This is a genomic window from Corynebacterium lehmanniae, assembly GCF_043161975.1.
In the GTDB taxonomy this organism is placed as follows: domain Bacteria; phylum Actinomycetota; class Actinomycetes; order Mycobacteriales; family Mycobacteriaceae; genus Corynebacterium; species Corynebacterium lehmanniae.
In genome coordinates, this window is the sequence record NZ_CP170998.1 from 2132814 (window position 1) to 2156384 (window position 23571).

Here is a 23571-nt window from a genome sequence, read left to right on the forward strand (position 1 = left end):
ACCTGCGGTTTCACAGTTTGATTCGCAGTATGAGGGCGGAAAGTGTGAAAGTGCTGCCACGGAGCAACCGTCGCAAAGCAAAAAGCTCCCTCCGCAACCGGAGGGAGCAATCTGTGGAGCATAGGAGAATCGAACTCCTGACATCCTGCTTGCAAAGCAGGTGCTCTACCAACTGAGCTAATGCCCCGCGTACCCAAGGGTACCGTGGGCCTAGCAAGAATCGAACTTGCGACCTCATCGTTATCAGCGATGCGCTCTAACCGACTGAGCTATAGGCCCTTGGAACGAATAGGAATATTACAGAGCACCCATAACAGCTCCAAATCGCCAGCGTACGGCCCATAAAAGAGGCATTTGCTTATCGACGTTCCACCCTCCCGGTAAGCAGGGGTAACAGGCGGGGGTAGGAGCGGCGGAAAATGGTGAACAATCCGGGCTGTCCTGGGGTTTTGTGCGTCTTTGCTGGTGAGCGGGTTGTTCTCCGGTTCGGGGGGTGCTTTGGCAGGGGCTGATTGGTGAACAATCCGCGCCCGTGCGGGCCCGCAAACGTTGAACAATCCGAACCAAGTGTTGAACGATCTTACCCCGGTTTACCTGCGCAAACTCCTTGCATAAAATCATGGACATCGAAGCAGCCCATGTCCACCACAACGCAAAATGGAGCAACGAGATGCGCGCACAGACCAAGGCCCTCGCCGCCGCACTTGCAGCAGCACTCGCCTTCACCGGCCTCCAGCCGGCCGCAGCCGCGGATGCCTCCGCACTCGTTGACCTCGAGGAAGCCGAATACGCCATCGACTCCGACAACGACGGCCTCCCCGACGACTGGGAAACCGAGGGCGTCGTGCTTCACGACGGCACCGAGCTCGCCCTCCCCGACTGGGGCGTCGACCCCAACCGGCCCGACCTGTTCATCCAGCTCAACTGGATGGAAGAGCACAACGGCAAGTCCTTCGCGCCGTCCGCGGAGGCGCTGCTGGACATCGTCAAGCTTTTCGACGACCACGGCATCGCCCTCCACATCGACGCCGGCGAGACCTACACCAACATCCCCAACTACACCGAGTTCCACGGCGGCGAGACCGTGGCCTACTCGCAGTACTACTTCGCCGACCAGATCACCGGCGTGCGCCTGCTCCAGGACATCGACACCTACCTCGGCGACCGCTCCAACGCCTTCCGCCTGGGCATCATCGGCGACCAGATCGACCGCGGCGACTACACCACCGGCGTCGCCCTCGTCGGCGACAGCGCCTTCTTCGTGGCCAACAACGACCAGATCGACACCGACGAGCAGCTCCGCAACGCCATCCTCCACGAGTTCGGCCACACCCTCGGCCTGCGCCACAACGGATCCGCGGACATCACCCGCAAGCTGCCGCGCACCCAGGCCACCCCGGCCGAATACCTCTCCGTGATGAACTACGACCACGAGTTCACCCACTTCAACTACTCCGAGGAGGGCTACACCGCCGAAGGCCCCAACGGGCCCGTCGAGGTGCCCGCCGACTGGGACTCCCTGGTCCTGGACACCCCGCGCATCGGCCACGACGCCCTCGAGCTCGGCGCCCGCACCGTCTCCCACGGCGCAGCGCCGGCGGTTGCGGCTTCACAGGCGCAGGCTTCTCAGGCGGCCACGGCCACGCCCGCTAAAGACTCGCCCGCCGAGGCCGCTCCGGCCAAGGCCGCAGACGTGAACGTCGCCGCGATCGTCGGCTCCGTGGTTGCGGCCCTGGCCGTCCTGGGCATCGCGGGTGCAGGTTTCGCCGCCATGAACGGCCTGCTCCCCTTCTAGCCCAACGCCCCGGTTCCGCCGGGGCTTTTTTCGTGGGTGCTGGCCAATAGTTGGGGTCGCCGGGGTTGTCCGCAATGCGGAGTCCGCGAGCGATGAAGGCGGGAATGGCGAAGTCGATACCTTGAGGTCGATAGTTGCAGGTCAGGGCCTTTCGACGAAAAGCCGCCGGAACAGGGCTCAAACCTGTGACCAGGAACTATCGACATCGAGGTATCGACATGGGGTTTTGAGGGGCCCGCCCCGGAGACCAGCCCCTACTTCGCCCGGTTGGACATGGTGAAGTTGATGCCGCCGACCAGGTCCGCGATGGCGTTGTACATGATCACCGTCAGCGGGGCCATGATCACCTGGAACAGGAAGCCCACCAGGCCGAACAGGCCCGCGGCGGACATGGCCAGTTTCATGTCCACCACCTGGTCGCCGCCGACGCCTCCGATCAGCGAATTCACTGAATCCACCACCCCGGCGCGCTCCAGCCCGTAGTAGACCAGCAGGCAGGCGGCCATCCAGGCGATGAAGCCCAGAAAGGCCAGCAGCGTTGCCACTTTGAAGGTGGAGCCAGCGCCGATGTGGCGCACGGTCACTTTGCGGACGGCCACGGGCTACTCCTTGTCCTCGCCTGCGCTGGCGGAGCTGTCGTCGCTAAGCGCTTGCTCGAGGGTCTTCTGCCCGGTGGCGACTGCGGTGGCTTCCTCCTCGCCTTCGTCCTCGACGTTGCGGTCGATGGCGAGCAGCTCGACGCCGTCGGCGAGGTCCACCAGGCGCACGCCCATGGTCGCGCGCGAGGACGGGCGGATCTGGTCGACCTCGGTGCGGATCACGCCGCCGGCGGAGGTGATGGCGAAGATCTGGTCGTCCTCCGCGACAGAGAGCGCGCCGATGAGTTTGCCGCGCTTCGGGCTGTACTTGAAGGTCATCACGCCCATGCCGCCGCGGCCCTGCGCGTTGTACTCCTCGATGGCGGTGCGCTTGCCGTAGCCGCCGGAGGTGGCCACGAGCAGGTATTCGCCGTCCTTGGCCACGGTCATGGCGAGCAGCTGGTCGTCGCCCTTGAAGCGCATGCCTTTCACGCCGGCGGTGGCGCGGCCCATCGGGCGCAGCTGCTCGTCGTCGGCGGAGAAGCGGATGGACTGGCCCTGTTCGGACACCAGCAGCAGGTCGTCGTCCTCGCCGACAAGGGAGGCGCCGATGAGCGCGTCGCCTTCGTTGAGGTTGATGGCGATCAGGCCGGCGGAGCGAGCGGACTCGTAGTCGGTGAGGCGGGACTTCTTCACGCGGCCGTCGCGGGTGGCCAGGACCAGGTACGGGGCGTCCTCGTAGGTCTGGATCTGGATGATCTGGGCGATCTTCTCCTCCGGCTGGAACTCCAGCAGGTTGGCCACGTGCTGGCCGCGGGCGGTGCGGCCCGCCTCCGGCAGCTCGTAGGCCTTGAGGCGGTAGACGCGGCCGAAGTTGGTGAAGAACAGGATCCAGTCGTGGGTGGAGCAGATGAAGAAGTTCTTCACCACGTCGTCCTGCTTCAGCTCGGCGCCGCGCACGCCCTTGCCGCCGCGCTTCTGGCTCTTGTAGGCGTCGACCTTGGTGCGCTTGGCGTAGCCGGTGGAGGTGATGGTGACCACCACGTTTTCGCGGGCGATGAGGTCTTCTTCGGTGACGTCGCCGGTGGCGGCGACGATGCGGGTGCGGCGCTCATCGCCATACTTATCGACGATCTCCTTGAGCTCGTCGCCGACAATTGCACGCTGGCGCTCCGGCTTGGCCAGGATGTCCTTGTAGTCCGCGATCTGTTCTTCGATGGCGGCCAGGTCGTCGATGATCTTCTGGCGCTCCAGGGCCGCCAGGCGGCGCAGCTGCATAGCCAGGATCTCGTTGGCCTGGATCTCGTCGACGTCGAGCAGGTTGATCAGGCCCTGGCGGGCGTCGTCCACGGTCGGCGAGCGGCGGATCAGGGCGATGACCTCGTCCAGCATGTCCAGCGCCTTAACCAGGCCACGGAGGATGTGGGCGCGCTTTTCGGCCTCGTCCAGGCGGTACTGGGTGCGGCGGACGATGACTTCGATCTGGTGCTTGACGTAGAAGCGCAGCATCTGGTCCAGGCGCAGGGTGCGCGGGACGCCGTCGACAATGCTGAGCATGTTGGCGGAGAAGTTCGTCTCCAGCGCCGAGTGCTTGTACAGGTTGTTCAGCACCACGCGCGGCACAGCGTCGCGCTTCAGCGTGACGACGATGCGCATGCCCACGCGGTCGGAGGACTCGTCCTCAATCTTGGAGATGCCCACCATCTTGCCGGCGGTGACCTGCTCGGCGATGTTGTGGATGAAGTTGTCCGGGTTGACCTGGTAGGGCAGCTCGGTGATCGTGATGACCTGGCGGTTGCCAATCTCCTCGATCTCGGTCACGCCGCGCATGCGGATGGAGCCGCGGCCGGTGGTGTAGGCGTCCTTGATGCCCTGGTCGCCCACGATCAGCCCTGCCGTGGGGAAGTCCGGTCCCTTCACGCGCTCCATCACGGCGTCGAGGGTTTCCTTCTCCTCGGCGTCGTGGTTGTCCAGGATCCAGTAGATCGCCTCCGCCAGCTCGTTCAGGTTGTGCGGCGGGATGTTGGTGGCCATGCCGACGGCGATGCCGTTGGAGCCGTTCATCAAAAGGTTCGGCACGCGCGACGGCAGGACGGTCGGCTCCTGGGTCTTGGAGTCGAAGTTGGGGGCGAAGTCCACGGAGTTTTCGCGGATGTCGCGGACCATCTCCATGGCGATCGGGGTGAGCTTGCACTCCGTGTAACGCATGGCGGCCGGGCCGTCGTTGCCCGGCGAGCCGAAGTTGCCCTGGCCGTCCACGAGCGGGTAGCGCATCGCCCACGGCTGCGCCATGCGCACCAGGGTGTCGTAGATGGCGATGTCGCCGTGCGGGTGGTAGTTACTCATGGTCTCGCCGACGGCCTTCACGCTCTTGACGTAGGAGCGCTCGGGGCGGAAACCGGCGTCGTACATCGCGTAGATCACGCGGCGGTGCACCGGCTTCATGCCGTCGCGCACCTCGGGGAGCGCGCGGCCCACGATCACGCTCATGGCGTAATCGATGTAGCTGGTCTGCATCTCCTCGTTGATGTCGATTGGTTGAATGCGGTCCAAACCGCCAGTGGTGTCATCAGCCATGTGAATGAGTCTAGCGGGCTTCTCCGGGTTCTCCCGGTTGCGACGTGGTATCAAAGTGGTATGGCTATGACGCTCCGCTTGACCGCAGACGAGGACAAGGCGCTCGTGTTACTCGCGTCCGCATGGGGGTGCTCGAAGCAGGAGGCCGCGCGCCGTGCGGTGGTCACCGCAGCATCGCGATTGCTTGACGACGCCCACGTCACCGACCTCGCCCGCACCCTCGTCCCCTCCTACGCCAGTATGGAATCCCGGATCCGTCAGGCCCGGTCATGAGGGGTTTTTCCGGCGAGCAGCTCTTGGCCGTCGCCGACGAGTACTGCGCCTTCCACGGCTGCCACGTCCGTTCGTTTGCCTCCCTGGCGGCCTGCGCCGCGGTGCCTGGCGCCCGGCTCCACGGCGTGCCGGTGTTCGACTCGGTGGAGGCGGCCGCTGCGGCGCTGGCCGAGACCATCCGGGCACTCGAGCCTCTGTCCGGGTCCAACACCGGATTCTCGGACGTCGCCGGCGAGGTGTACCGGCGCTGGGCTGAGTGAGGATTTGTAAAAGTCGGCCGATCGGGGTGCGCCGATGTCGATACCTGCAGGTCGCGCCTAGGCGCTTCGCCGAGTTTTACACAATCAGATGAAGCCGTCCCGCCGAAGTAGGTCTTCCGTCACCGCCGGGATTGAACACAGCGTGCCGGTGGCGAAGCGCAGCGGACGGATCTGCAACAACTGGAGTTCGATGTTGATCTCGGCATCCTTGACCCGCTGCTGCTTTGTCCAATGGTGGATGCCGTCGTACATGAACCCATAGCGGGGCTCCAGAAGTACGGCGTCCAGGGTGGTGACAAGCCTGTTTCCTCGGCGTACCGGCAACTGCTCCCGGAAAGTGAGGCCGTGTTTGTCCGCGAGCCTCTTCAGTATCAGGCGCATCTCTGTTTCTTTCGGGGAGTCTGCCAGGGCGCTTGAGGTGCTGATGACGGAGGCTAACCATCGGTCGTCGATAAGCTTGTGGCCTGCAAGAATCAGCGACTCTGGAGAGATGGCAAGAAACCGACGGACGCCGTCCACGAGCTGCACGGCCCTGACAAAGACAGGGTCGTCCTCGACCGTTTCGACCTCCCACACAGCTTCACCACGGCGGATCGCCTTCAGCGCCTGGATAGTCGCCAAAGGGGGTGTGGCCAGCTGCACCACCTCGCCGTTGAAGAACACCCGCCAAACGTCTTGGGGTTTGGGGCTGCCGCGAACCATCCCCGGCCTTGTGCTGGTGCCCAGGACTTTTCGGCCGACCTTGGGGTTGATCAGAACGGTGTCGCACGTATCAACCAAGGTTGGAAGGCCGTACAGCGCCAGCGCCCCGAAACCGGAGAGCGTTGTCCCCGGGTGAGACAGTGCGTGCGCGGCGGCGCGGCAACTCGCAGGCACACGGTAGACCACGCGCCTGGGATGGGAAAACGCTGCCGCTGTGGCAATGGGGCCCGGAATGAGCATGTCTGTTGGCACGGAAAAATGCTGGTTGACGGGGTGTGTCGGCATCCCAGGCAGAGGGTCCCGCATGATCGCGTGCCCAAATGTGATGTTCATACCGTTGTAAAGGCCCATGCCTTTTGGACGGTGAAAATGGCGGTTTGGATCCCTGGATGGGGAAAGTTTTCGCCAGTTTTGCAAAAGTCGGCGAGCGACCCTCCCCCGACCAGGCATTATGTACCTGACCGCCCGGAGAACGGACGAGTTTTACAAAAATCCCCCGGTACAAGGCCCGTACGAACCCCCACCGCCTAACATGTTCTCCATGAAGAAAACTGTCGCGGCGCTGGCGGCCGCCGCCCTGCTCGCCGCCCCCTCCCCTGCGTTTGCGCAGGACACCGCCATTTCGCAGCTGTCCTCGACGAGTTCGAAGGGTTCGTCCAAGCCGAACTACTACCCGGACTACGACAAGGACGTGACCGCGCCCGAGAAGCGCCCGCTGGAGGGGTCCTACACGGGTTCGGCGCCGATTTCGCTGGCGATCGCGCTGGCCGCGACGGCGGTGACTGTGCAGCTCATCGTGGATTTTGTGCCGCAGGCGCGCGAGGCGGTGGACAACCTGGCGGAGCAGTTTAATCTGACGCAGGTGCCGGGTTCGTCGGAAGGCAACCGCCTGATTCCTGCGAAGGAGATCACGGCGTTTGTGCAGTCCTACGCGGACCAGTACCTCCCCCAGCGTTAGCTCCGCCACATAGCCTGTGTTACGGTTGTGCCCGTTGTGGTTGCAGTGAACCCATGAGAGCCATGTGACTAATGTGGCAAGAGAGGTGCTGCGGTGGAAGAGCTGCAACCGAAAACGGCCGGTCCCGCACCGGCCGTTTTTCCCGTTAAACTGGCCGGCATGACTGATCTTTCCCAGCTGCTCGACGCAGCCAAGCGCCCCCAGGTCGTCCAGGAGATCACCTCCCTGGTCGACGACACCGTTGCCCGCCAGTCCGGCCTCACCGGCATGGCCCTGAAGTCCGCCGTCGCCGCGGGCAAGAAGGCCGACGCCGACGCAATCTCCAAGGGCGTGAACAAGTTCCTCCCGCAGATCGTGGACGAGCTGAACCCGCACTGGTCCGATTACAAGAACAGTGGCGAGCAGGACTTCGGCCAGTTCTTGGCGGGCCGTGAGGATGACGTCGTCAAGGCAATGCTCGACGCAGGCGACAAGCAGGCGGATTCCATGCCCGGCGCCATCAAGAAGGTGTACTCGACCCTGCGCGGCAAGGCCGCGAAGATCGTGGGGCCGTCGTTGCCGCAGCTCGGCGAGATCGTGGAGCGTTTTGCTTAACGACGTCTAAAGTCGCCAACGCCCCAGCGAAACCATTCGCCGGGGCGTTGATTTTTTGGGCGCTTACACGTCCAGGAAGCGCACGTCCTTGGCCTTGCGGGTGATGAAGCTGCGGCGGGCCGCAACGTCGTCCCCCATGAGGATGGAGAACAGCTCGTCGGCGCGTTGGGCGTCCTCGATATCCACGCGGCGCAGAATGCGGGTCTCCGGGTCGAGCGTGGTCTCCCACAGCTCCTTGGCGTTCATCTCGCCGAGGCCCTTGTAGCGCTGGATGCCGTCGTCGGTGTTGATCTTGCGGCCGGCCTCCAGGCCCTCCGCCAGCAGCGCGTCGCGCTCGCGGTCGGAGAAGGCGTAGCCCGGCTCGCCCTTGCCCCACTTCAGCTTGTACAGCGGCGGGTTAGCCAGGTAGACGTGGCCGTTTTCCACCAGCTCCGGCATGAATCGGAACAGCAGGGTCAAGAGCAGGGTGGCGATGTGCTGGCCGTCCACATCCGCATCGGCCATGAGCACGATCTTGTGGTAGCGCAGCTTGGCGATGTCGAACTCGTCGTTAATGCCCGTGCCCAGCGCGGTGATGATGGCCTGGACCTCGGCGTTCTTCAGCACGCGGTCCATGCGGGCCTTCTCCACGTTCAGGATCTTGCCGCGCAGCGGAAGGATCGCCTGGTGCATGGAGTCGCGGCCGCCCTTGGCGGAGCCGCCTGCAGAGTCGCCCTCCACGATGAACAGCTCGGACTTGGACGGGTCCTTGGAACGGCAGTCCGCGAGCTTGCCCGGCAGGCCGCCCAGGTCGGTGGCGGACTTGCGGCGCACCAGGTCGCGGGCCTTGCGGGCCGCCTGGCGGGCCTGGGAGGAAGACACCGCCTTGTTCACGATGACCTTGGCCTCGGCTGGATTGGCGTCGAACCAGTCAGAGATGTTCTCGTTCACCGCGCGCTGGACAAAGCCCTTGACCTCGGTGTTGCCCAGCTTGGTCTTAGTCTGGCCCTCAAACTGCGGGTCGGCCACGCGCACGGAGACGACGGCGGCGAGGCCCTCGCGGCAGTCGTCGCCAGTAAGGTTGGGCTCCTTGTCCTTGAGCAGCTTGTGGTCGCGCGCGTAGCGGTTCATCAAGCTGGTCAGCGCGGCGCGGAAGCCCTCCTCGTGGGTGCCGCCCTCGTGGGTGTTAATCGTGTTGGCGAAGGTGTGCACGGACTCCTTGAAGGAGCCGTTCCACTGCATCGCCACCTCGGCCTCCAGGCCGTCGCCCTTCTGGTCGAAGCCGATGATGGTCGGGTGGATGGCCGTCTTCGACTTGTTCAGGTGCTTGACGTAGTCGACCAGGCCGTCCGGGTAGTAGAAGGTGACCTTCTTCTCGCGCTTCTTCTTCACGTCCGGCGCGACTTCGTCGCCCGGCTCCACCGTGTCGCCGTCGCCGTCCTGGTCCACCTCGGACGCGTCGACGGTCTCGGTGGTGTCGTCGAACGAGTCGCCGTCGATAGCCGCTGCGGTGTCGCCCTCCTCAGCGATCGCCTCGAGCTCCAACTCCTCGTCCGTGACGCGCTGGTCCGTCAGCGTGATGGTCAGGCCCTTGTTCAGGAAGGCCATCTCCTGCAGGCGGCGCGAGATGGTGTCGTAGTTGAAATCGACGGTCTCGAAGATCTCCGCGTCCGGCCAGAACCGGATGGTGGTGCCGGTGCCGCGGGCGTTGCCGCCCTCTTCCAGCTTCTCCGGCACGGCCATCTCAAACTTCTGGTACCAGTGCTTGCCGTCGCGCTTGATGTCCGCCTCGACGCGGGTGGATAGCGCGTTGACCACGGAAATACCCACACCGTGCAGGCCGCCGGAGACCGCGTAGGACTCCGAGTCGAACTTGCCGCCGGCGTGCAGCTGGGTCATGACCACCTGCACCGTCGGGGCGCCGGACGGGTGCATCTCCACCGGGATGCCGCGGCCGTTGTCCACGACCTCGACGCCGCCGTCCTCCAGCAGGGTGACGTCGACGCGGTCGGCGTAGCCCGCCATCGCCTCATCGACCGAGTTGTCCACGACCTCCCACACCAGGTGGTGCAGGCCGCGCACACCGGTCGAGCCGATGTACATGCCCGGGCGCTTGCGCACCGCCTCGAGGCCTTCGAGGATGGTGATCGATGACGCGTCGTAATGGGGTTGCTGCTCTGCCACTTTCGGGAAGCTCCTCCATGCGTGAATGTGGGCCGAATGTGTAATTCAGGCCCGTTGAACCTGTCCCATATTACACGGTGAGGGGGCCATAACGGGGAGGTGTCCAACGCGCGAGAGGGCGTTTCACGCGCGTTTTTCGCCCACCCCTACCCGTACGTGTCTCGCGGGCCGCGGCCCTTCACGTGCAGGGGCCCGTAGCGCCAGCTCTTCGTCTTCGGCCCGTACACGTGCAGCTTGGTCACCACGTCCGGACCGACCTTCGCCGCAATCGCCGCGAGCACTTCGCGCTGCATGTACTTCATCTGCGTGGCCCAGGCGGTGGAGTCGCAGCTGACGTGCACTTCGCCGCCCTTGATCATCTCCACGCGCGTGTGCTGGCCGATCTTCTCGCCCACCAGCTCGGCCCAGTGCCCCATGACCCAGCCGTGCGCCATCTTCTCGGTCCAGTCGCGCTTGCGGATTTCAGTGCCCAGCAGGTTGGAAAAGGAGGAAACTCTGTAGCTGCGCGGCAATGCGCGCCCGTCCAGGCCCGTGGGGATGCCCCGCACATTTGCTTTACGACGATCCTCCGGCACGTCTAATCCCGGCACCGTGATGCCCGCCTTTGGTCCGTCGTGAAGCGATGGCTTATTGCGCCTGGGGATGGTGCTGGTGCCCTGGCGGGAGAGGTCCGGCAGGGGGCGGCCGCGTTTGCGCGCGGTGGCGCGGACTGTGTCGAAGCTGCGCTTAATCAGATCGCTCACTGGCGCTCACCCCGTCCTGCATGGTCACGGCGTAGCGCGCGGCGACGGCGTCGTCGAGGTTGCCGGGCAGGTCGTCGCCCACCGCGGCGGTGACCAGCACCTGCTCCGCGTCGGCGGCGACGTGCACGAGGCGCTCGCGACGCTTGGCGTCGAGCTCGGCGAAGACGTCGTCGAGGATCAGCACCGGGTCGGTGCCGTCGCTGGCCAAAAGCTGGTATTCGGCGAGGTGCAGCGCCAGCGCGTAGGACCAGGTTTCGCCGTGGGAGGCGTAGCCCTTCGCGGGTTGGTCGCCGAGCATGAGCGCCAGGTCGTCGCGGTGGGGACCCACGAGGGTGGCGCCGCGGTCGATCTCGTCCCTGCGGCGACGCCCCAGCTCAGCGAGCATGGCGGCCTCGAACACCGCCGGGTCCCGTGTCGGCCCGCCGTTGAGCTCGGTCACCGCCCGGTCGAGCGTGGAGCTGTACGCCACCGACGCGGGGCGCGACTCCGGGGCGACGGACTGGTAGGCCTCGGTGATGCGCTCGGCGAGCTCGTCGACGAGGCTGAGCCTTCCCGCCACCACCTGCGCGCCAAGTGCGGCGAGCTGGCCGTCCCACACGTCCAGGGTGGAAAGCGCGCTGGCGCCGTCCTCGTCCTGGTAGCCGCGCCGCAGCGCCATGTTCGAGCTCTTCAGCAGCGCGTTTCGCTGCCGTAGCACCTTCTCGTAGTCCGCGCGGGCGCCGCCGAGGCGGGGTGTTCTGAGTGCCGCGAGGTCGTCCAGGAACTTGCGGCGCTCCGCCGGCTCGCCCGTGATCAGGCGCAGATCCTCCGGGGAGAACATCACCACCCGCAGCACGCCCAACAGCTCGCGGGCGGACTTTAGCCGGGTGCGGTTGATCTGGGCCTGGTTCGCGCCGTGCGCCTTGATCAGCAGGTGCGTGGTCAGCGCCCGGCCGTCGTTGACGGTGGTGGCGGACACGCGTGCGTTTTCGGCGCCGGCGTGGATCAGCGGAGCATCCGTCGATACGCGATGGCTCGACAGCTTCGACGAATAGTGGACCGCCTCCACAATGTTGGTTTTGCCGTGGCCGTTGCGGCCCGCGAAAACGGTCACGCCCGGCTCAAGCTTGAGATTCAGCTCGGGCCACGAGCGGAAATCACGCAGATCGAGCTCGCGGACGTGCATGGGCTAGCCCGGCAGGCGAACCGGCATGAGCAGGTAAGTGAAGTGCGTGTCCGGGGTCGGGAACGTGCCGTCCTCGCCGCGCTCCGGCAGCTCCTCCGGCTGCGGGATCATGATCGCCGGGCGGGAGGCCTCCGTGAAGCCGAACACGACGCGGTCGGTGCCGATGACCGACAGGCCGTCGCGAAGATAGCCCGCGTTGAACGCGATAAGCAGCTCGTCCACGCCGGTGAACGCGGCCTGCAGCGTCTCCTGGGCCGCGCCCGAATCCGCGCCGGAGGAGAACAGCGTCAGCTCGCCTTCCTTGAAGTGCATGCGCAGCTGCGCGTTGCGGTCCGCGACCAGGCTCACGCGGCGGATGGACTCCAAAAGCGGCGCGACCTCCACCGACGCGATCGCCGTGTGCGTCTTCGGCAGCAGCGGCTCGACGTTCGGGAAATCGGCGTCGAGCATGCGCGTGGTGGTTTCGCGGTTGCCGGTGTGCAGGCCGAACAGGCCGTCGCCGCCGATGTTGTCGGCCGTACCGGCTGCGAGCTCCACCGGGTCGTCGATGGAGGTGTCCAGCGTGCGCGCGTTGTCCAGCAGCGTCTTCGCCGGGACGAGCAGGTCGGCCTTGACGTCCGGGCTGGTCGGCTCCCAGGTCAGGTGACGCTGCGCCAGGCGGAAGCGGTCCGTGGCCGTGAGGGTGACATTCTCGCCGTCGATCTCCACGTGGATGCCGGTGAGCATCGGCAGCGTGTCGTCGCGGCCGGCGGCGGACGCCACCTGGGTGACCGCGCCCGTGAGCGCCGCCGGGGAAATGCGGCCCGTGACCTCCGGCAGGTGCGGCAACTGCGGATAATCGTCCAGCGCGATCAGCGGCAGTTCGAAGCGGGAGGAACGCGCCTTCAGCGTCATCACCTTGGAGTCGGTGGAGACCTCGATGGCATCGTTCGGCATGGTGCCCACGATGTCCGCGAGCAGCTTGCCGGCGACCGCGACGCGGCCCGGCTCGTTCACCTCGGCGCCGATGCGCACGCGGGTGGAGACCTCGTAGTCGAAGCCCGCGAACTCCAGGCCGTTGTCGTCGGCCGTAATCACAACCGCGCGCAGCACCGGCTGCGTCGACTTGGTGGGCAGGCTGCGCGCGACCCACGCCGCGGCGTCCGCGAGCTCATCCTTATGGACGCGAAACGACACATTGTTGTCCATGACTGCGCAGTCTCCTTTGGCATTCTTGGCATTTCGGGCAGGGCCAGATCGGACACCACTCTACATTTGTGATTCGCCTGCGCGCACTCTGCCTATCGACGCATCACCTCCCGGATCGCCGCCGAGATTGCACACCCTCTCTTTCTCCAGATTGAATTACAAGAAGTAAAGAGGGGAACAACAGTAGGTGTTGGGGAAACTGTGGATCGGAGTGTTTTTGCGCCGGTCGCACGGCGTGTCGCGCGTGTGATTTGGGTTGTGGATAACTTGTGGATAAGTGCGTCGCCCTGTGGATAGATTTTCCGGCCCTTTGAAATTACACAAACGGAACCGCGTTCTTCCACCAGTTATGCACACACTGTCCCCAGCTTTCGCTTGTGTGACTTCGGTTACAATGTGACGCATTTGGCTAAACCACATCGCTGTAATTACACAGGTGTGGATAGGGTTGTGGAGAGTGGTACGGAAGTGGTTTGCCGGTGCCCCTCACCAGGCAGCACAACGACAGACCCTGGGAGCCAAAGCCTGGGATCGTGCGATTTTCGCGCATTCCCAGGCTTTGGCTCCCAGGGTCTGTGGAGATGGGAGTGGGTCCGCCGCCTAAAGCACGAACTAGCGCGCGCGGGTGCGGGCGCGGTTCTTGATCACCTGCGTGAGCTCCTGGATCTCGTCGTAGGTGCCGCGGTTTTCCGTCATCTCCTTGCGGATCTTGCGGTCCGCGTACATGACGGTGGTGTGGTCCTTGCCGCCGAACTCGTCGCCGATCTTGGGCAGGGACAGTTCGGTCAATTCGCGGCAGAGGTACATGGCAATCTGCCGCGCGTGGGCGACCTGCCTGGTCTTTCCGGCGCCGACGAGCTGGTCCAGGGAGACCTGGAAGTACTCCGCAGCGGCGTCCTTAATGGCGTCGGCGGTGATGTTGACGTCGCCTTCGTCGGGAAGGATGTCGCGCAGTGCGACCTGGGCGACTTCCATGGTGATCGGCTCGTTGATCAGCGACGAGTAGGCCGACACGCGGATCAGCGCGCCCTCGAGCTCGCGGATGGAAGACTCGAACTGGGAGGCAATGAGCTCCAGCACGGAGTGGTCGACCTGGGTGCCGTCGGCTGCCGCCTTCTTCATCAGGATGGCGATGCGGGTTTCCAGGTCCGGCGGCTGCACGTCGGTGATCAGGCCGCCTTCGAAGCGCGTCCTCAACCGGTCTTCGAGCGTGGTCAGCTGCTTGGGTGGCCGGTCGGAAGACAGGATGATCTGCTTGTTTGCCTGGTGCAGGGCGTTGAAGGTGTGGAAGAACTCTTCCTGGGTGCCTTCTTTGCCTTCGAGGAACTGGATGTCGTCGACCATCAGGATGTCCAGGTTGCGGTAGCGCCGCTTGAAGGATTCTTGGCGGTCATCGCGCACGGAGTTGATGTAGTCGTTGGTGAATTCCTCGGAGGAGACGTATTTGATGCGCAGTCCCGGCTGCAGCACGCGTGCGTAGTTGCCGGCGGCGTGCAGGAGGTGGGTTTTGCCCAGGCCGGAGCCGCCCCAGATGAACAGGGGGTTGTAGGCCTTGGCGGGGTTTTCGGCGACGGCGACGGCGGCGCCGTTGGCGAAGCGGTTGGACGAGCCGATGACGAAGTTTTCAAAGGTGTACTTCGGGTTCAGGCTGGCTTCGCGGTCGGGGTCGTGCGCGGGCTTCTCGCGGGGGATGCGGCGGTCCACGGTGGGGTGCGCATTTGCTTCTCGACGGCGCCCCGCCACCTGTGCAGCATGCATCTGCGCCAATTCGTCCAGGCCCATGGGGATCTGCTCCCCCGCCGCCGGCGCTTCAACGTGGGATTGGGTGGGCTGCCAGCTGGGTTCCGGCGTCGGCGCCGGCTGCTGAACAGGTTCGGGCTCCGGCTCCGGTTCAGGTGCGGCGACGGAGACGGCCAGGGCGTAGGGCTGGCCGGTGTGGGAGGACAGCAGTGCCGTGATGTGGGGAGCCAGTGACTCCTCAATGACATTTTTGGCGGCTTGGTGGGGTGCGGAGAGTAGGGCGTAGCCGTCGACAAGCACGACCGGCTTCATCAGCCGCAGGTATGCGCGCTGCTGGGGGGTCAGCGTGGGTACGGACGAGGTGGCCTGCTCCGAGAGGCGCAGCAGCTCGTCGACGACGCCGCGCCACAGGTCCTCGAGGTGTTGGTCCGCCAACGTCGTCTCCAGTCTGTTCCTGTCTACATTCGGTGTAATTCACCGGATTTCACTGTGCAATCCACAACTTCGCTCGCCCGCTCGGCGCGCTGCCACCTGCTGTTCCACAGTGTTATCCACAGGTGTGGATACTTTAGCAGCGAGGGTTGTCCACAAGGTCCGCGCGGCCTGTGGATAACTGTGTGTGAAGATTTACACCGCCGTGACCTGCGCAAACAACGCGTTTTTGGCGAAAGTCTCAACCGGTACTTCACAGTTATCCACAGCCCTGTGCATCCCCGGGCTGTGCGATTGTGGTGATTGCTTTATTGTTACCCGCTCCGACCTTGGGCTGTCGAAACTTCGCCAGGGCCGGTTTTTGTGGATAAACCGCCGCGTCGAACAGCTGTCCACATACTGCCAGCCCTCTCGCAGGGTGCGGGGAGGATTTCCCGCCCCACCTGCGAAAAAACACATTGTTGTAATTACGGGGGTACCCGATTGCCCCTGGAAAAAAGTGCGCGTGTTGATTTGGCCGGGGAGCACAAATTCGCGTAGTCTTAACCCCGTCTTTACGTCGGTTGCACCGGCGTACATCTGAGAGCACCGCCCCCGCCGGGCACCGGGCCGCTTGAATCAAGGCGAGCTGGCGAAGGCGCTGCACGCGAACTGCGCTCCACCTCTGGAGCCGAGCCGCAATCTCAACGCAACGTTTCAACTCTGGAACGGCCACTTCCCCGGGAGGCTTTGACGAGCCGCCGGCTGTTCACGACTGCACAAGGAGTCCACCGTGTCTAAGCGGACTTTCCAGCCGAACAACCGTCGCCGCGCACGCAAGCACGGCTTCCGTGCCCGCATGCAGACCCGCGCTGGCCGCGCCATCGTTTCCGCGCGCCGCAAGAAGGGCCGCGCAAAGCTGACGGCATAGTTTCAACCCGAGCGTGTTACCCCGCCCGCACAAACTTTCTTCCTCCGCAGACTTCAAAGTTGCGATGAGGAAGGGTGTGCGCGCGGGGTCTCGCACGTTAATGGTGCATGTGCACCACCGGAAAGACCCCGTCATCCAGGGCGGGCCGCGCTTCGGGCTGGTGGTGTCCAAGCAGGTGGGCAACGCCGTGACGCGCCATGCCGTGTCGAGGAAGTTGCGGCATGTGGTGGTGGAGCGGGAGCTCGTCGATAAGCTTGAGCGCTCTGTCGATGTGGTGATCCGCGCCCTCCCGCCCGCCGCAGCCGCAACGACCGACGAGCTCGCGCGCGATCTGGAAAAAGCCCTGGACAAAGCGCAAAAGAAGCGATAATGGCCTACTTCAACTTCGCCGGCGGCGAAATTCCCGCCGCGAAGGGGCCTGCGGCGAAACTGCTGGTGGGGCTGATTCGCGGTTACCAAAAGTACATCTCACCCCTTAAGATGGGCGGGACGTGCCGTTTTATGCCAGTATGCAGTGCGTATGCGCTCGAAGCCGTGTCACGCCACGGAGCGGTGCGCGGCGGCGCAATGGCCGCGGCCAGGCTGTGCAAATGCGGGCCCTGGCACCCCGGCGGCTACGACCCAGTGCCGGGCAGCATTGAAATGAGTGAGGAGTAACACCGAAACGTGCTGAATTTCATCTATTGGCCGATTTCCTGGGTGCTGAGGTTCTGGCACGAGGTTCTCGGCTTTGTCATCCCCAAGGATTCGGGCATCTCCTGGATCTTGGCCATCGTCCTGCTCACCTGCACGGTGCGCCTGCTGCTGCTCAAGCCGATGGTCAACCAGATGCGCTCCACGCGCAAAATGCAGGAGATGCAGCCGCGGATGCAGGAAATCCGCGAGAAGTACAAGGGCGACCAGCAGAAGATCGCCGAAGAGACGCAGAAGCTTTACCGCGAAAACGGTACGAACCCGCTGTCGTCCTGCATCGTGCCGATCGTGCAGCTGCCCATCTTCATCGGCCTGTTGCACGTGCTGCGCTCCTTCAACCGCACCAGTGAGCTGGGCATGTCCGTGGAGGAGAACCGCTCCACCGCGAACTACGCCTTCCCGGTGGAAGACGTGCAGTCCTTCCTGGACGCGGACTTCTTCGGCGTGCCGCTGTCCGCGTACATGTCCATGCCGCAGGAGGCCTTCGCCGCGTTCGGCAACGCGGATCTGACCCGCGCGCAGATCATCGCCGTGTGCCTGCCGCTGGTTCTGCTGTGTGCGGCGTTCACGCACCTCAACGCCCGCCTCATGGTCAAGCGCCAGGAGGCCCGCAAGGCCGCCGGCAAGGGCCCGAAGCCGCAGGGCGAGATGGCCGAGATGATGCAGTCCCAGATGGGTCTGATGAACAAGATGATGATGTGGTTCTTCCCCGTCATGATTCTTGCCACCGGCGTGATCTGGCACATCGGCCTGCTGTTCTACATGCTCACCAACAACCTGTGGACGTTCTTCCAGACCATGTGGCTGAACAACAAGATGGACAAAGAAGAGGCCGCCGAGGAGGCGCGCAAGGTGGAGCTCAAGCGCACCACCGCCCCCGCCCCGGGCGCGCGCACCAAGGACCGCCGCACCAAGAAGCAGCGGAAGCAAGGTAAGTAACTTTCTGCTTATCGACGAACAAGTCCCGGCCCGTTTTCGGCCGGGACTTTTTCATGTCGGCGGGCCGACTACAGTGTTGTGCATGTCGGATACCTCCCCTGCAGCCGCAGCCCAAGTTTTCGGAGAACGCCTCGGATTGGCCGAGGCCTACCACCGCTCTTTGGCCACCACGGCCGCCGAGCGCGGCTTCATCGGGCCCAAAGAGGTGGAGCGTTTGTGGGAGCGCCACATCCTCAACTGCGCAGTGATCGCGGAGGCGTTCGAGCCTGGTCTGAAGGTGGCGGACATCGGCTCAGGCGCCGGCCTTCCCGGTATCCCGCTGGCGATCGCGCGGCCGGACCTTTCCATCACGTTGATTGAGCCGTTGCTGAAGCGCTCCACATACCTGGGCGAGGTCGTTTCCGAACTGGGCCTGGACAACGTGACCGTGGTGCGCGGGCGCGCCGAGGAGCAGCCCAAGGCGGCTTTCGACGCCGTCACCTCCCGCGCCGTCGCCCCGCTGGGTAAGCTCGCCGGGTGGTCCATTCCGCTGCTGCAGGGCGGCGGGCACATGATTGCGATGAAGGGCGAATCCGTGGCGGAGGAACTCGAGCGCGACGCGAAGGCCATTGCGAAGGCCGGCGGCGTTGAGGCGGAGATCTTCACTGTGGGCGAGTCCGTGCTGGAGCAGCCCACCACGTTGATCCGTATCCAGCGCAGAAAGAAGGGGGCGTAGATGGAAAACTACGACGAGACTCCTGTGATGGAGGCGGCGATGCGCGCGGCGCGGGTGACGTCGAGAAGCGAAGCGCTGCCGAAGCCGGACCAGCCGCGCGTGATCACCGTGGCCAACCAGAAGGGCGGCGTGGGCAAGACCACCACCAGCGTGAATCTGGCGGCCGGGCTGAGCAAGCAGGGCCTGAAAGTGTTGGTGATCGACCTGGACCCGCAGGGCAACGCGTCGACCGCGCTGGGTGCGGAGCACACCTCCGGCACCACGTCGAGCTACGAGCTGCTCATCGGCGAGGCCGAGGCCTCCGACGCCGTGCAGCCGCACCCGGACAACCCGAACCTGTTCTGCATCCCCGCCACCATCGACCTGGCCGGCGCGGAGATCGAGCTGGTGTCCATGGTGCGGCGCGAGTACCGCCTGCACGACCAGATCCGCCGCGGCTTTTTGGACGAGCACGCCTTCGACTACGTGTTCATCGACTGCCCGCCGTCGCTCGGGCTTTTGACCATCAACGCGATGACCGCGGTGGACGAGGTGCTCATCCCGATCCAGTGCGAGTACTACGCGCTCGAGGGCGTGGGCCAGCTGCTGGGCAACATCGGCATGATCCGCGAGCACCTGAACAACAACCTGCACATCTCCGCGATCGTGCTGACCATGTACGACGCCCGCACCCGCCTGGCCGCCGACGTTGCGGACGAGGTGCGCGGCCAGTTCGGCCAAGTGGTGCTGAACAACGTCATCCCCCGTTCCGTGAAGGTCTCCGAGGCGCCCGGCTACGGCCAGACCGTCATCGACTACGACCCCGGATCCCGCGGCGCCCTGGCCTACTTTGACGCGGCGAAGGAGCTGGCCACCCGCGGCGACTACCAGCCGCACCCCACCACCGGCCCGATCGGCGTGAGCCCCGAGGTCTACAACCAGCTCGAGGAGGAGTAATCAATGGCAGAACGCAAGGGCGGCCTCGGCCGCGGACTGGCGGCGCTCATCCCGTCGGCGCCGTCGGACATCGACAAAAACGGCAAGACCCCGGGCATCGGCGGGGGTGCCTCCGACGTGATTTTTGGCAAGCAAGCACCCAAGCCTGACGACGCACCAAAGGGTGCCCCCAAGAAAGTCCAGGGTGCCCCGACAGTGTCCGCCAAGCGCGACAAGGTGATCCAGCCCGTGCCGGTCGGCGCGCGCTACCAGGAGATCCCGGTCGGGCAGATCATCCCCAACCCGAAGCAGCCGCGCCAGGTCTTCGACGAGGACGAGCTGGCCGAGCTGGTCCACTCCATCCGCGAGTTCGGCCTGCTGCAGCCCATCGTCGTGCGCGACACGCCCGAGGGCTTCGAGCTCATCATGGGCGAGCGCCGCTGGCGCGCGTCCTCCAAGGCCGGCCTGAAGCACATCCCGGCGATCGTGCGCGAGACGTCCGACGAGGACATGCTGCGCGACGCGCTTTTGGAGAACATTCACCGCGTCCAGCTCAACCCGCTCGAGGAGGCCGCCGCCTACCAGCAGCTCCTCGACGAGTTCGGCGTGACCCAGGAGCAGCTCGCCGACCGCCTGGGCCGCTCGCGCCCCGTGATCACCAACGCGATCCGCCTGCTCAACCTGCCCGTGGGCGTGCAGCGCCGCGTCGCCGCCGGGGTGCTTTCCGCGGGCCACGCCCGTGCGCTGTTGGGCATCAAGCTTGGCGACGGCACCGCCGACGCCCAGGCCCAGCTTGCCGACCGCATTGTCGCCGAGGGCCTTTCCGTCCGCGCGACGGAAGAGGCCGTGTCTTTGATCAATTCGAACGGCAAGGTGCCGGATAAGCCGAAGCGCCAGCCCGCCCCGCAGCCGGAGTACCTCACCCGCGCCGCCGATTCGCTCGCGGACATCTGGGACACCAAGGTGTCGGTGACCATGGGCAAGCGCAAGGGCAAGATCGTGGTCGAGTTCGGCGACAAGGACGACTTCGAGCGCATCATGGGGCTCATCCAGGGCACCGACTAGCTAGGCGTGCTTTTCCTCCCGCAGCAGCTCCTTGAAGGAGTAGGTGCCGGTGGGCCGGTTGTCGTGGTCGAGCAGGTAGAGGCGCTTGACGGCCACCACGACCGCTTCGGCGATGGCGTCGCGCTCGTTGGGGTCGGTGAGCACGGCTAGGTCCCCCGGGTTGGTCAGGTAGCCGGCCACCAGCTCCACCGACGGCATCCGGGTCATGCGCAGCATCTCCCAGGTGCGGGCGTGGTTGCGGCAGTTCTGCAGCTGGGTGCGGGCGGCGACCTCGCGCTGGATGTAGCCGGATAGCGTCTCCCCGGTCAGCGAGGAGCTGCCCTTCTCGGAGCCGAAGTAGAAGGTGGCCACGCCGTTGGCCTTCTCGTTCTGGTAGGAGTCCAGGCGCAGGGAAATGAGCAGGTCCGCCTTGAAGCCGTTGGCCAAGTCGGCGCGCTGCTTGTTGGAGGGGTTGTCGCCGCGGGGTCGCGACAGGATGGTTTCCATGCCGGCGGCGACCATGCGGCCCTCGATGCGCTGGGCCAAATCCCAGAGGATCTCTTCTTCCGTGATGGGGCCGTACGGGCCGTCGACGACCAGGCCGCGGTCGGCGCCGCCGAGGTCCGGGTCGATGACCACGCGCTTGCCGGTCAGGTTCGGGCCGGCCTGGCGCACGGTCTCACGCTCGCGGATGGCCTGCGCGGACCCGCCGGTGATGCGGCGGCCCAGAAGCGACAGGGCGTGGAGGGTGTCGGGGCCGCACACGCCGTCGTCCTCCAGCCCGGAGTTGAGCTGGTAGTTCATCAGCGACTCGTAGGTGCGCGGCCCGAAGCGGCCGTCCACCCGGTGCGGGTAAAAGCCCAGCTCGTGCAGCTGGGACTGCAGCTGCCCGACGTCGTCGCCGACCATTTCCTGGCCGGGCTGGTAGCTCAGCACGCGCGCGCCGAGGGTGTAGGACGCCTCGCGCAGCTCGCGCAGCGTCGCCGCGTCGATGGTCCCGGTGGGCACGATGCCGCGGGATTGTTGGAAGGCTTTGACGGCTTCGCACAGGATGTCGTCGTAAAGCATCTCGCTCTCGGAGAAGCGCCGGGTGGAGTCGATGTCGCCCTCGTAGCCGTCTATCAGGCCCAGGCGGGCTAAGGACATCCGGACCTCGGCGACCCGTGTGCTGGAGTCGCCAACGCGCAAAATGTCTTGCATGCGGGCCTTTCTAGTTGGATGGACAGGGTCAGTCTACGCGCCGCTAGAGCTGCGCCTGAATCTTGGAAACGATCTCGGATTTCGGGCGCACGCCCACGAACTCGTCGACCTTCTTGCCGTCTTTGAACAGCATGACGGCGGGGATGGACATGACCTGGAACATGGCGCCGAGCGCGCGCTCGTTGTCCACGTTGACCTTGGCTACCTTGACTTGGCCGTCCATTTCCTGGGCGATCTCGTCGAGCAGCGGGGAGAGCTTGCGGCACGGCCCGCACCACTCAGCCCAGAAGTCCACGAGCACCGGGGTGTCCGCCTCGATGACCTCGTTTTTGAAGGTTGCTTGGGTCACATCAACTGGTGCGTTCATGCGGACAGTCTACAGCGCCGCCAGGTAGTGCTGTGCGTCCAGCGCGGCGCGGCAGCCGGCGCCAGCGGCGGTGATGGCTTGGCGGTAGGTCTTGTCCACCAGGTCGCCGCATGCGAACACGCCTTGAACGCTCGTGCTTGTCGACGGCTCCGCCACCTCAACGTAGCCCCCCTCGTCAACGGCGACCTGGCCGTCCAGGAACGCGGAGCGCGGGTCGTGGCCGATGGCGACGAACAGCGCGGTGGCGTCCAGCACGCTCTCCTCGCCGGTGACAACGTTGCGGATGTTCAGCCCGCCGACCTTGCCGTCCGCCTCCACCACGGAGTCCACCACGGTGTCGGTGAGGAACTCGATCTTGTCGTTCTCGCGGGCGCGCTCGAGCATGATCTTGGAGGCGCGGAAGTTCTCCGAGCGGTGGATCAGGGTGACCTTGGAGCCGAACTTGGTCAGGAAGGTGGCCTCCTCCATGGCGGAGTCGCCGCCGCCGACGACGGCGATGTGCTGGTCCTTGAAGAAGAAGCCGTCGCAGGTGGCGCAGGTGGACACGCCGCGGCCGGTCAGCTCCGTTTCCCCCGGGATGCCCAGGTGGCGCGGGGCGGCGCCGGTGGCGAGGATGACGGCGCGGGCTTGGAAGACCTCGCCGTCGACCACGACCTTCTTGATGTCGCCGGAGAAGTCCACGGAGTCCACCAGCTCCTGGCGCAGATCCGCGCCGAACTTCTCCGCCTGGGCGCGCATGTTGGCCATGAGGTCCGGGCCCATGATGCCGTCTTCGAAGCCGGGGAAGTTCTCCACCTCGGTGGTGTTCATCAGCTCGCCGCCGTACTCGTAGCCCTCGAACACGAGCGGCTTCAGCTCCGCGCGTGCGGCGTAAAGGGCGGCGGTGTAGCCGGAGGGGCCGGAGCCGACGATGATCAGGTCGTGCACCTCGTCGGTGCTGGTGGTGGCGGCTTTGGGCGCCGGGGCCGCATCGGTTTGCGGGGTAACAAAGTTGAAGCCGGGGGAAGTCATGGTTGCAGATCTTAGCGCGCCGGCGCCGCCTCCCCTATCGCCGCGGCGACGGCCTCGCGCGCCCGGTAGCGGCGCGACTTCACGGTGCCGGGTTGCACCCCGAGTTCGGCCGCGGCGTCGCCGACGCTCATGCCCGCGACGTCGATGAGCCACAGGGCCTTGCGCTGCGCCTGCGGCAGCACCGCCAGGGCCTGCCGCATGGCCATGGTGCGCTCCATGTTCTCCATGGGGTTGTAGGCGAGGTACTTGTTCGCGTCGATGTCCACGTGGTCGTTGTCGTCCAGGCTGTACTGGGCGCCGGCGCGGCCGTCCTTGCGCTGGTGGTCTATTGCCGCGTTGATGGTCATGCGGTGCAGCCACGTGGACAGCTTTGCCTCCCCGCGGTAGGTGTGCATGCTGCGCGCCGCCTTGAACAGGGCGTCTTGGACGATGTCCTGGGCGTCCTGCTCGTTGCGGGCGAAGTTGCGGGCGGCGAAGTACATGCGCTTGCGGTGGCGCCGCACGATGAGTGTGAAGGCCTGCCGGTCCCCTCCCAGGTAGTTCGCCACCAGCTGCCGGTCGTTGATGTAGTCCATTGTCCCCTCAAAAATTCAGTTGCCCCCACTATGC

General features: G+C 65.2%; 24 protein-coding genes and 2 tRNA genes. 12 read left to right on the forward strand and 14 right to left on the reverse strand.

What is annotated here, in order from left to right; all coding sequences use genetic code 11:
- Positions 1-114 precede the first annotated feature (114 nt).
- A tRNA-Ala gene (locus ACF3NP_RS10190) sits at positions 115-187 on the reverse strand.
- A gap of 18 nt (positions 188-205) precedes the next feature.
- Positions 206-279 (reverse strand) — tRNA-Ile (locus tag ACF3NP_RS10195).
- Between the two features lie 391 nt (positions 280-670).
- Here ACF3NP_RS10195 and ACF3NP_RS10200 point away from each other — a divergent pair.
- Complete coding sequence (locus tag ACF3NP_RS10200; protein WP_181889418.1) at positions 671-1795, forward strand: zinc-dependent metalloprotease; 1125 nt, start codon at positions 671-673, stop codon at positions 1793-1795.
- Between the two features lie 254 nt (positions 1796-2049).
- Here the strand turns inward: ACF3NP_RS10200 and ACF3NP_RS10205 are convergent, their stop codons facing one another.
- A complete protein-coding gene (locus ACF3NP_RS10205) occupies positions 2050-2394 on the reverse strand; it encodes a DUF3566 domain-containing protein (protein ID WP_181889417.1) in 345 nt (114 codons plus the stop codon).
- Positions 2395-2397: 3 nt separating this feature from the next.
- Entirely contained in the window at positions 2398-4950 is a 2553-nt protein-coding gene (gene gyrA / locus ACF3NP_RS10210) for a DNA gyrase subunit A (protein ID WP_181889416.1), read from the reverse strand.
- Positions 4951-5010: 60 nt separating this feature from the next.
- Between gyrA and ACF3NP_RS10215 the strand changes: the two genes are divergently transcribed.
- Both ACF3NP_RS10215 and ACF3NP_RS10220 read left to right on the forward strand, forming a co-directional pair.
- Entirely contained in the window at positions 5011-5223 is a 213-nt protein-coding gene (locus ACF3NP_RS10215) for a CopG family transcriptional regulator (protein WP_181889415.1), read from the forward strand.
- Positions 5220-5483 carry a TetR family transcriptional regulator gene (locus ACF3NP_RS10220; protein WP_181889414.1) on the forward strand — a complete coding sequence of 88 codons (264 nt, stop codon included), beginning with the start codon at positions 5220-5222 and terminating at the stop codon, positions 5481-5483. Before ACF3NP_RS10215 ends, ACF3NP_RS10220 begins: the two co-directional genes overlap by 4 nt.
- 84 nt (positions 5484-5567) lie before the next feature.
- Here the strand turns inward: ACF3NP_RS10220 and ACF3NP_RS10225 are convergent, their stop codons facing one another.
- Entirely contained in the window at positions 5568-6536 is a 969-nt protein-coding gene (locus ACF3NP_RS10225) for a hypothetical protein (protein ID WP_181889413.1), read from the reverse strand.
- A 190-nt stretch (positions 6537-6726) separates the two neighbouring features.
- Here ACF3NP_RS10225 and ACF3NP_RS10230 point away from each other — a divergent pair, with 190 nt between their 5' ends.
- Both ACF3NP_RS10230 and ACF3NP_RS10235 read left to right on the forward strand, forming a co-directional pair.
- Positions 6727-7143 carry a hypothetical protein gene (locus tag ACF3NP_RS10230; protein ID WP_181889412.1) on the forward strand — a complete coding sequence of 139 codons (417 nt, stop codon included), beginning with the start codon at positions 6727-6729 and terminating at the stop codon, positions 7141-7143.
- 159 nt (positions 7144-7302) lie between these two features.
- Positions 7303-7737, forward strand: coding sequence for a DUF6918 family protein (locus tag ACF3NP_RS10235; RefSeq protein ID WP_181889411.1), 435 nt, complete (start codon positions 7303-7305; stop codon positions 7735-7737).
- Between the two features lie 63 nt (positions 7738-7800).
- On the opposite strand, the gene gyrB is transcribed toward ACF3NP_RS10235, so the two are convergent.
- The 5 genes from gyrB to dnaA all read right to left on the reverse strand — a co-directional run bounded on the left by gyrB (position 7801) and on the right by dnaA (position 15171).
- On the reverse strand, positions 7801-9900 hold the full coding sequence (gene gyrB / locus ACF3NP_RS10240; RefSeq protein ID WP_181889410.1) for a DNA topoisomerase (ATP-hydrolyzing) subunit B: 2100 nt from the start codon (positions 9898-9900) through the stop codon (positions 7801-7803).
- A gap of 146 nt (positions 9901-10046) precedes the next feature.
- Positions 10047-10643, reverse strand: a complete 597-nt coding sequence (locus ACF3NP_RS10245) for a DciA family protein (protein ID WP_181889409.1) — start codon at positions 10641-10643, stop codon at positions 10047-10049.
- Positions 10627-11808, reverse strand: a complete 1182-nt coding sequence (gene recF / locus ACF3NP_RS10250) for a DNA replication/repair protein RecF (protein WP_181889408.1) — start codon at positions 11806-11808, stop codon at positions 10627-10629. The genes ACF3NP_RS10245 and recF overlap by 17 nt, the downstream gene beginning before the upstream one ends.
- A 3-nt stretch (positions 11809-11811) precedes the next feature.
- Positions 11812-12996: a DNA polymerase III subunit beta gene (gene dnaN / locus ACF3NP_RS10255; RefSeq protein WP_392398659.1), complete on the reverse strand. Its 1185-nt coding sequence runs from the start codon at positions 12994-12996 to the stop codon at positions 11812-11814.
- Positions 12997-13608: 612 nt separating this feature from the next.
- A complete protein-coding gene (dnaA, locus tag ACF3NP_RS10260) occupies positions 13609-15171 on the reverse strand; it encodes a chromosomal replication initiator protein DnaA (RefSeq protein WP_392398660.1) in 1563 nt (520 codons plus the stop codon).
- A gap of 769 nt (positions 15172-15940) precedes the next feature.
- On the opposite strand from dnaA, the gene rpmH reads away from it, so the two are divergent.
- From rpmH to ACF3NP_RS10295, 7 genes are all read left to right on the forward strand, one after another.
- Positions 15941-16078 carry a 50S ribosomal protein L34 gene (gene rpmH / locus ACF3NP_RS10265; RefSeq protein ID WP_034996682.1) on the forward strand — a complete coding sequence of 46 codons (138 nt, stop codon included), beginning with the start codon at positions 15941-15943 and terminating at the stop codon, positions 16076-16078.
- 13 nt (positions 16079-16091) lie between these two features.
- On the forward strand, positions 16092-16448 hold the full coding sequence (rnpA, locus tag ACF3NP_RS10270; RefSeq protein ID WP_181889404.1) for a ribonuclease P protein component: 357 nt from the start codon (positions 16092-16094) through the stop codon (positions 16446-16448).
- On the forward strand, positions 16448-16735 hold the full coding sequence (gene yidD, locus ACF3NP_RS10275; RefSeq protein ID WP_181889403.1) for a membrane protein insertion efficiency factor YidD: 288 nt from the start codon (positions 16448-16450) through the stop codon (positions 16733-16735). The genes rnpA and yidD overlap by 1 nt, the downstream gene beginning before the upstream one ends.
- A 9-nt stretch (positions 16736-16744) precedes the next feature.
- Positions 16745-17710 carry a membrane protein insertase YidC gene (yidC, locus tag ACF3NP_RS10280; protein ID WP_181889402.1) on the forward strand — a complete coding sequence of 322 codons (966 nt, stop codon included), beginning with the start codon at positions 16745-16747 and terminating at the stop codon, positions 17708-17710.
- A gap of 82 nt (positions 17711-17792) precedes the next feature.
- Positions 17793-18425, forward strand: a complete 633-nt coding sequence (gene rsmG / locus ACF3NP_RS10285; RefSeq protein ID WP_181889401.1) for a 16S rRNA (guanine(527)-N(7))-methyltransferase RsmG — start codon at positions 17793-17795, stop codon at positions 18423-18425.
- On the forward strand, positions 18426-19361 hold the full coding sequence (locus ACF3NP_RS10290; RefSeq protein WP_181889400.1) for a ParA family protein: 936 nt from the start codon (positions 18426-18428) through the stop codon (positions 19359-19361). It begins immediately after the preceding gene.
- Between the two features lie 3 nt (positions 19362-19364).
- Entirely contained in the window at positions 19365-20405 is a 1041-nt protein-coding gene (locus ACF3NP_RS10295) for a ParB/RepB/Spo0J family partition protein (RefSeq protein WP_239307369.1), read from the forward strand.
- Here ACF3NP_RS10295 and ACF3NP_RS10300 read toward each other — a convergent pair whose 3' ends face one another.
- The 4 genes from ACF3NP_RS10300 to ACF3NP_RS10315 are packed head-to-tail and all read right to left on the reverse strand — an operon-like array spanning position 20406 to position 23537.
- Positions 20406-21584, reverse strand: a complete 1179-nt coding sequence (locus ACF3NP_RS10300; RefSeq protein ID WP_392398661.1) for an N-acetylmuramoyl-L-alanine amidase — start codon at positions 21582-21584, stop codon at positions 20406-20408.
- 43 nt (positions 21585-21627) lie between these two features.
- Complete coding sequence (trxA, locus tag ACF3NP_RS10305) at positions 21628-21951, reverse strand: thioredoxin (RefSeq protein ID WP_239356571.1); 324 nt, start codon at positions 21949-21951, stop codon at positions 21628-21630.
- 9 nt (positions 21952-21960) lie between these two features.
- Positions 21961-22962 carry a thioredoxin-disulfide reductase gene (trxB, locus tag ACF3NP_RS10310; protein WP_392398662.1) on the reverse strand — a complete coding sequence of 334 codons (1002 nt, stop codon included), beginning with the start codon at positions 22960-22962 and terminating at the stop codon, positions 21961-21963.
- 11 nt (positions 22963-22973) lie between these two features.
- On the reverse strand, positions 22974-23537 hold the full coding sequence (locus tag ACF3NP_RS10315) for a sigma-70 family RNA polymerase sigma factor (protein WP_392398663.1): 564 nt from the start codon (positions 23535-23537) through the stop codon (positions 22974-22976).
- Positions 23538-23571: the final 34 nt, after the last annotated feature.

What these genes read in the sequence shown, in the direction of transcription:
- ACF3NP_RS10215 (WP_181889415.1), top strand. Translation starts at nt 5,011, where the DNA reads ATGGCTATGACGCTCCGCTTGACCGCAGACGAGGACAAGGCGCTCGTG.
- gyrA (WP_181889416.1), bottom strand. Translation starts at nt 4,950, where the DNA reads ATGGCTGATGACACCACTGGCGGTTTGGACCGCATTCAACCAATCGAC.
- recF (WP_181889408.1), bottom strand. Translation starts at nt 11,808, where the DNA reads ATGCACGTCCGCGAGCTCGATCTGCGTGATTTCCGCTCGTGGCCCGAG.
- ACF3NP_RS10290 (WP_181889400.1), top strand. Translation starts at nt 18,426, where the DNA reads ATGGAAAACTACGACGAGACTCCTGTGATGGAGGCGGCGATGCGCGCG.
- ACF3NP_RS10230 (WP_181889412.1), top strand. Translation starts at nt 6,727, where the DNA reads ATGAAGAAAACTGTCGCGGCGCTGGCGGCCGCCGCCCTGCTCGCCGCC.
- yidD (WP_181889403.1), top strand. Translation starts at nt 16,448, where the DNA reads ATGGCCTACTTCAACTTCGCCGGCGGCGAAATTCCCGCCGCGAAGGGG.
- ACF3NP_RS10295 (WP_239307369.1), top strand. Translation starts at nt 19,365, where the DNA reads ATGGCAGAACGCAAGGGCGGCCTCGGCCGCGGACTGGCGGCGCTCATC.
- ACF3NP_RS10235 (WP_181889411.1), top strand. Translation starts at nt 7,303, where the DNA reads ATGACTGATCTTTCCCAGCTGCTCGACGCAGCCAAGCGCCCCCAGGTC.
- ACF3NP_RS10200 (WP_181889418.1), top strand. Translation starts at nt 671, where the DNA reads ATGCGCGCACAGACCAAGGCCCTCGCCGCCGCACTTGCAGCAGCACTC.
- trxB (WP_392398662.1), bottom strand. Translation starts at nt 22,962, where the DNA reads ATGACTTCCCCCGGCTTCAACTTTGTTACCCCGCAAACCGATGCGGCC.
- dnaN (WP_392398659.1), bottom strand. Translation starts at nt 12,996, where the DNA reads ATGGACAACAATGTGTCGTTTCGCGTCCATAAGGATGAGCTCGCGGAC.
- ACF3NP_RS10225 (WP_181889413.1), bottom strand. Translation starts at nt 6,536, where the DNA reads ATGGGCCTTTACAACGGTATGAACATCACATTTGGGCACGCGATCATG.
- ACF3NP_RS10300 (WP_392398661.1), bottom strand. Translation starts at nt 21,584, where the DNA reads ATGCAAGACATTTTGCGCGTTGGCGACTCCAGCACACGGGTCGCCGAG.
- rsmG (WP_181889401.1), top strand. Translation starts at nt 17,793, where the DNA reads ATGTCGGATACCTCCCCTGCAGCCGCAGCCCAAGTTTTCGGAGAACGC.
- trxA (WP_239356571.1), bottom strand. Translation starts at nt 21,951, where the DNA reads ATGAACGCACCAGTTGATGTGACCCAAGCAACCTTCAAAAACGAGGTC.
- ACF3NP_RS10220 (WP_181889414.1), top strand. Translation starts at nt 5,220, where the DNA reads ATGAGGGGTTTTTCCGGCGAGCAGCTCTTGGCCGTCGCCGACGAGTAC.
- ACF3NP_RS10315 (WP_392398663.1), bottom strand. Translation starts at nt 23,537, where the DNA reads ATGGACTACATCAACGACCGGCAGCTGGTGGCGAACTACCTGGGAGGG.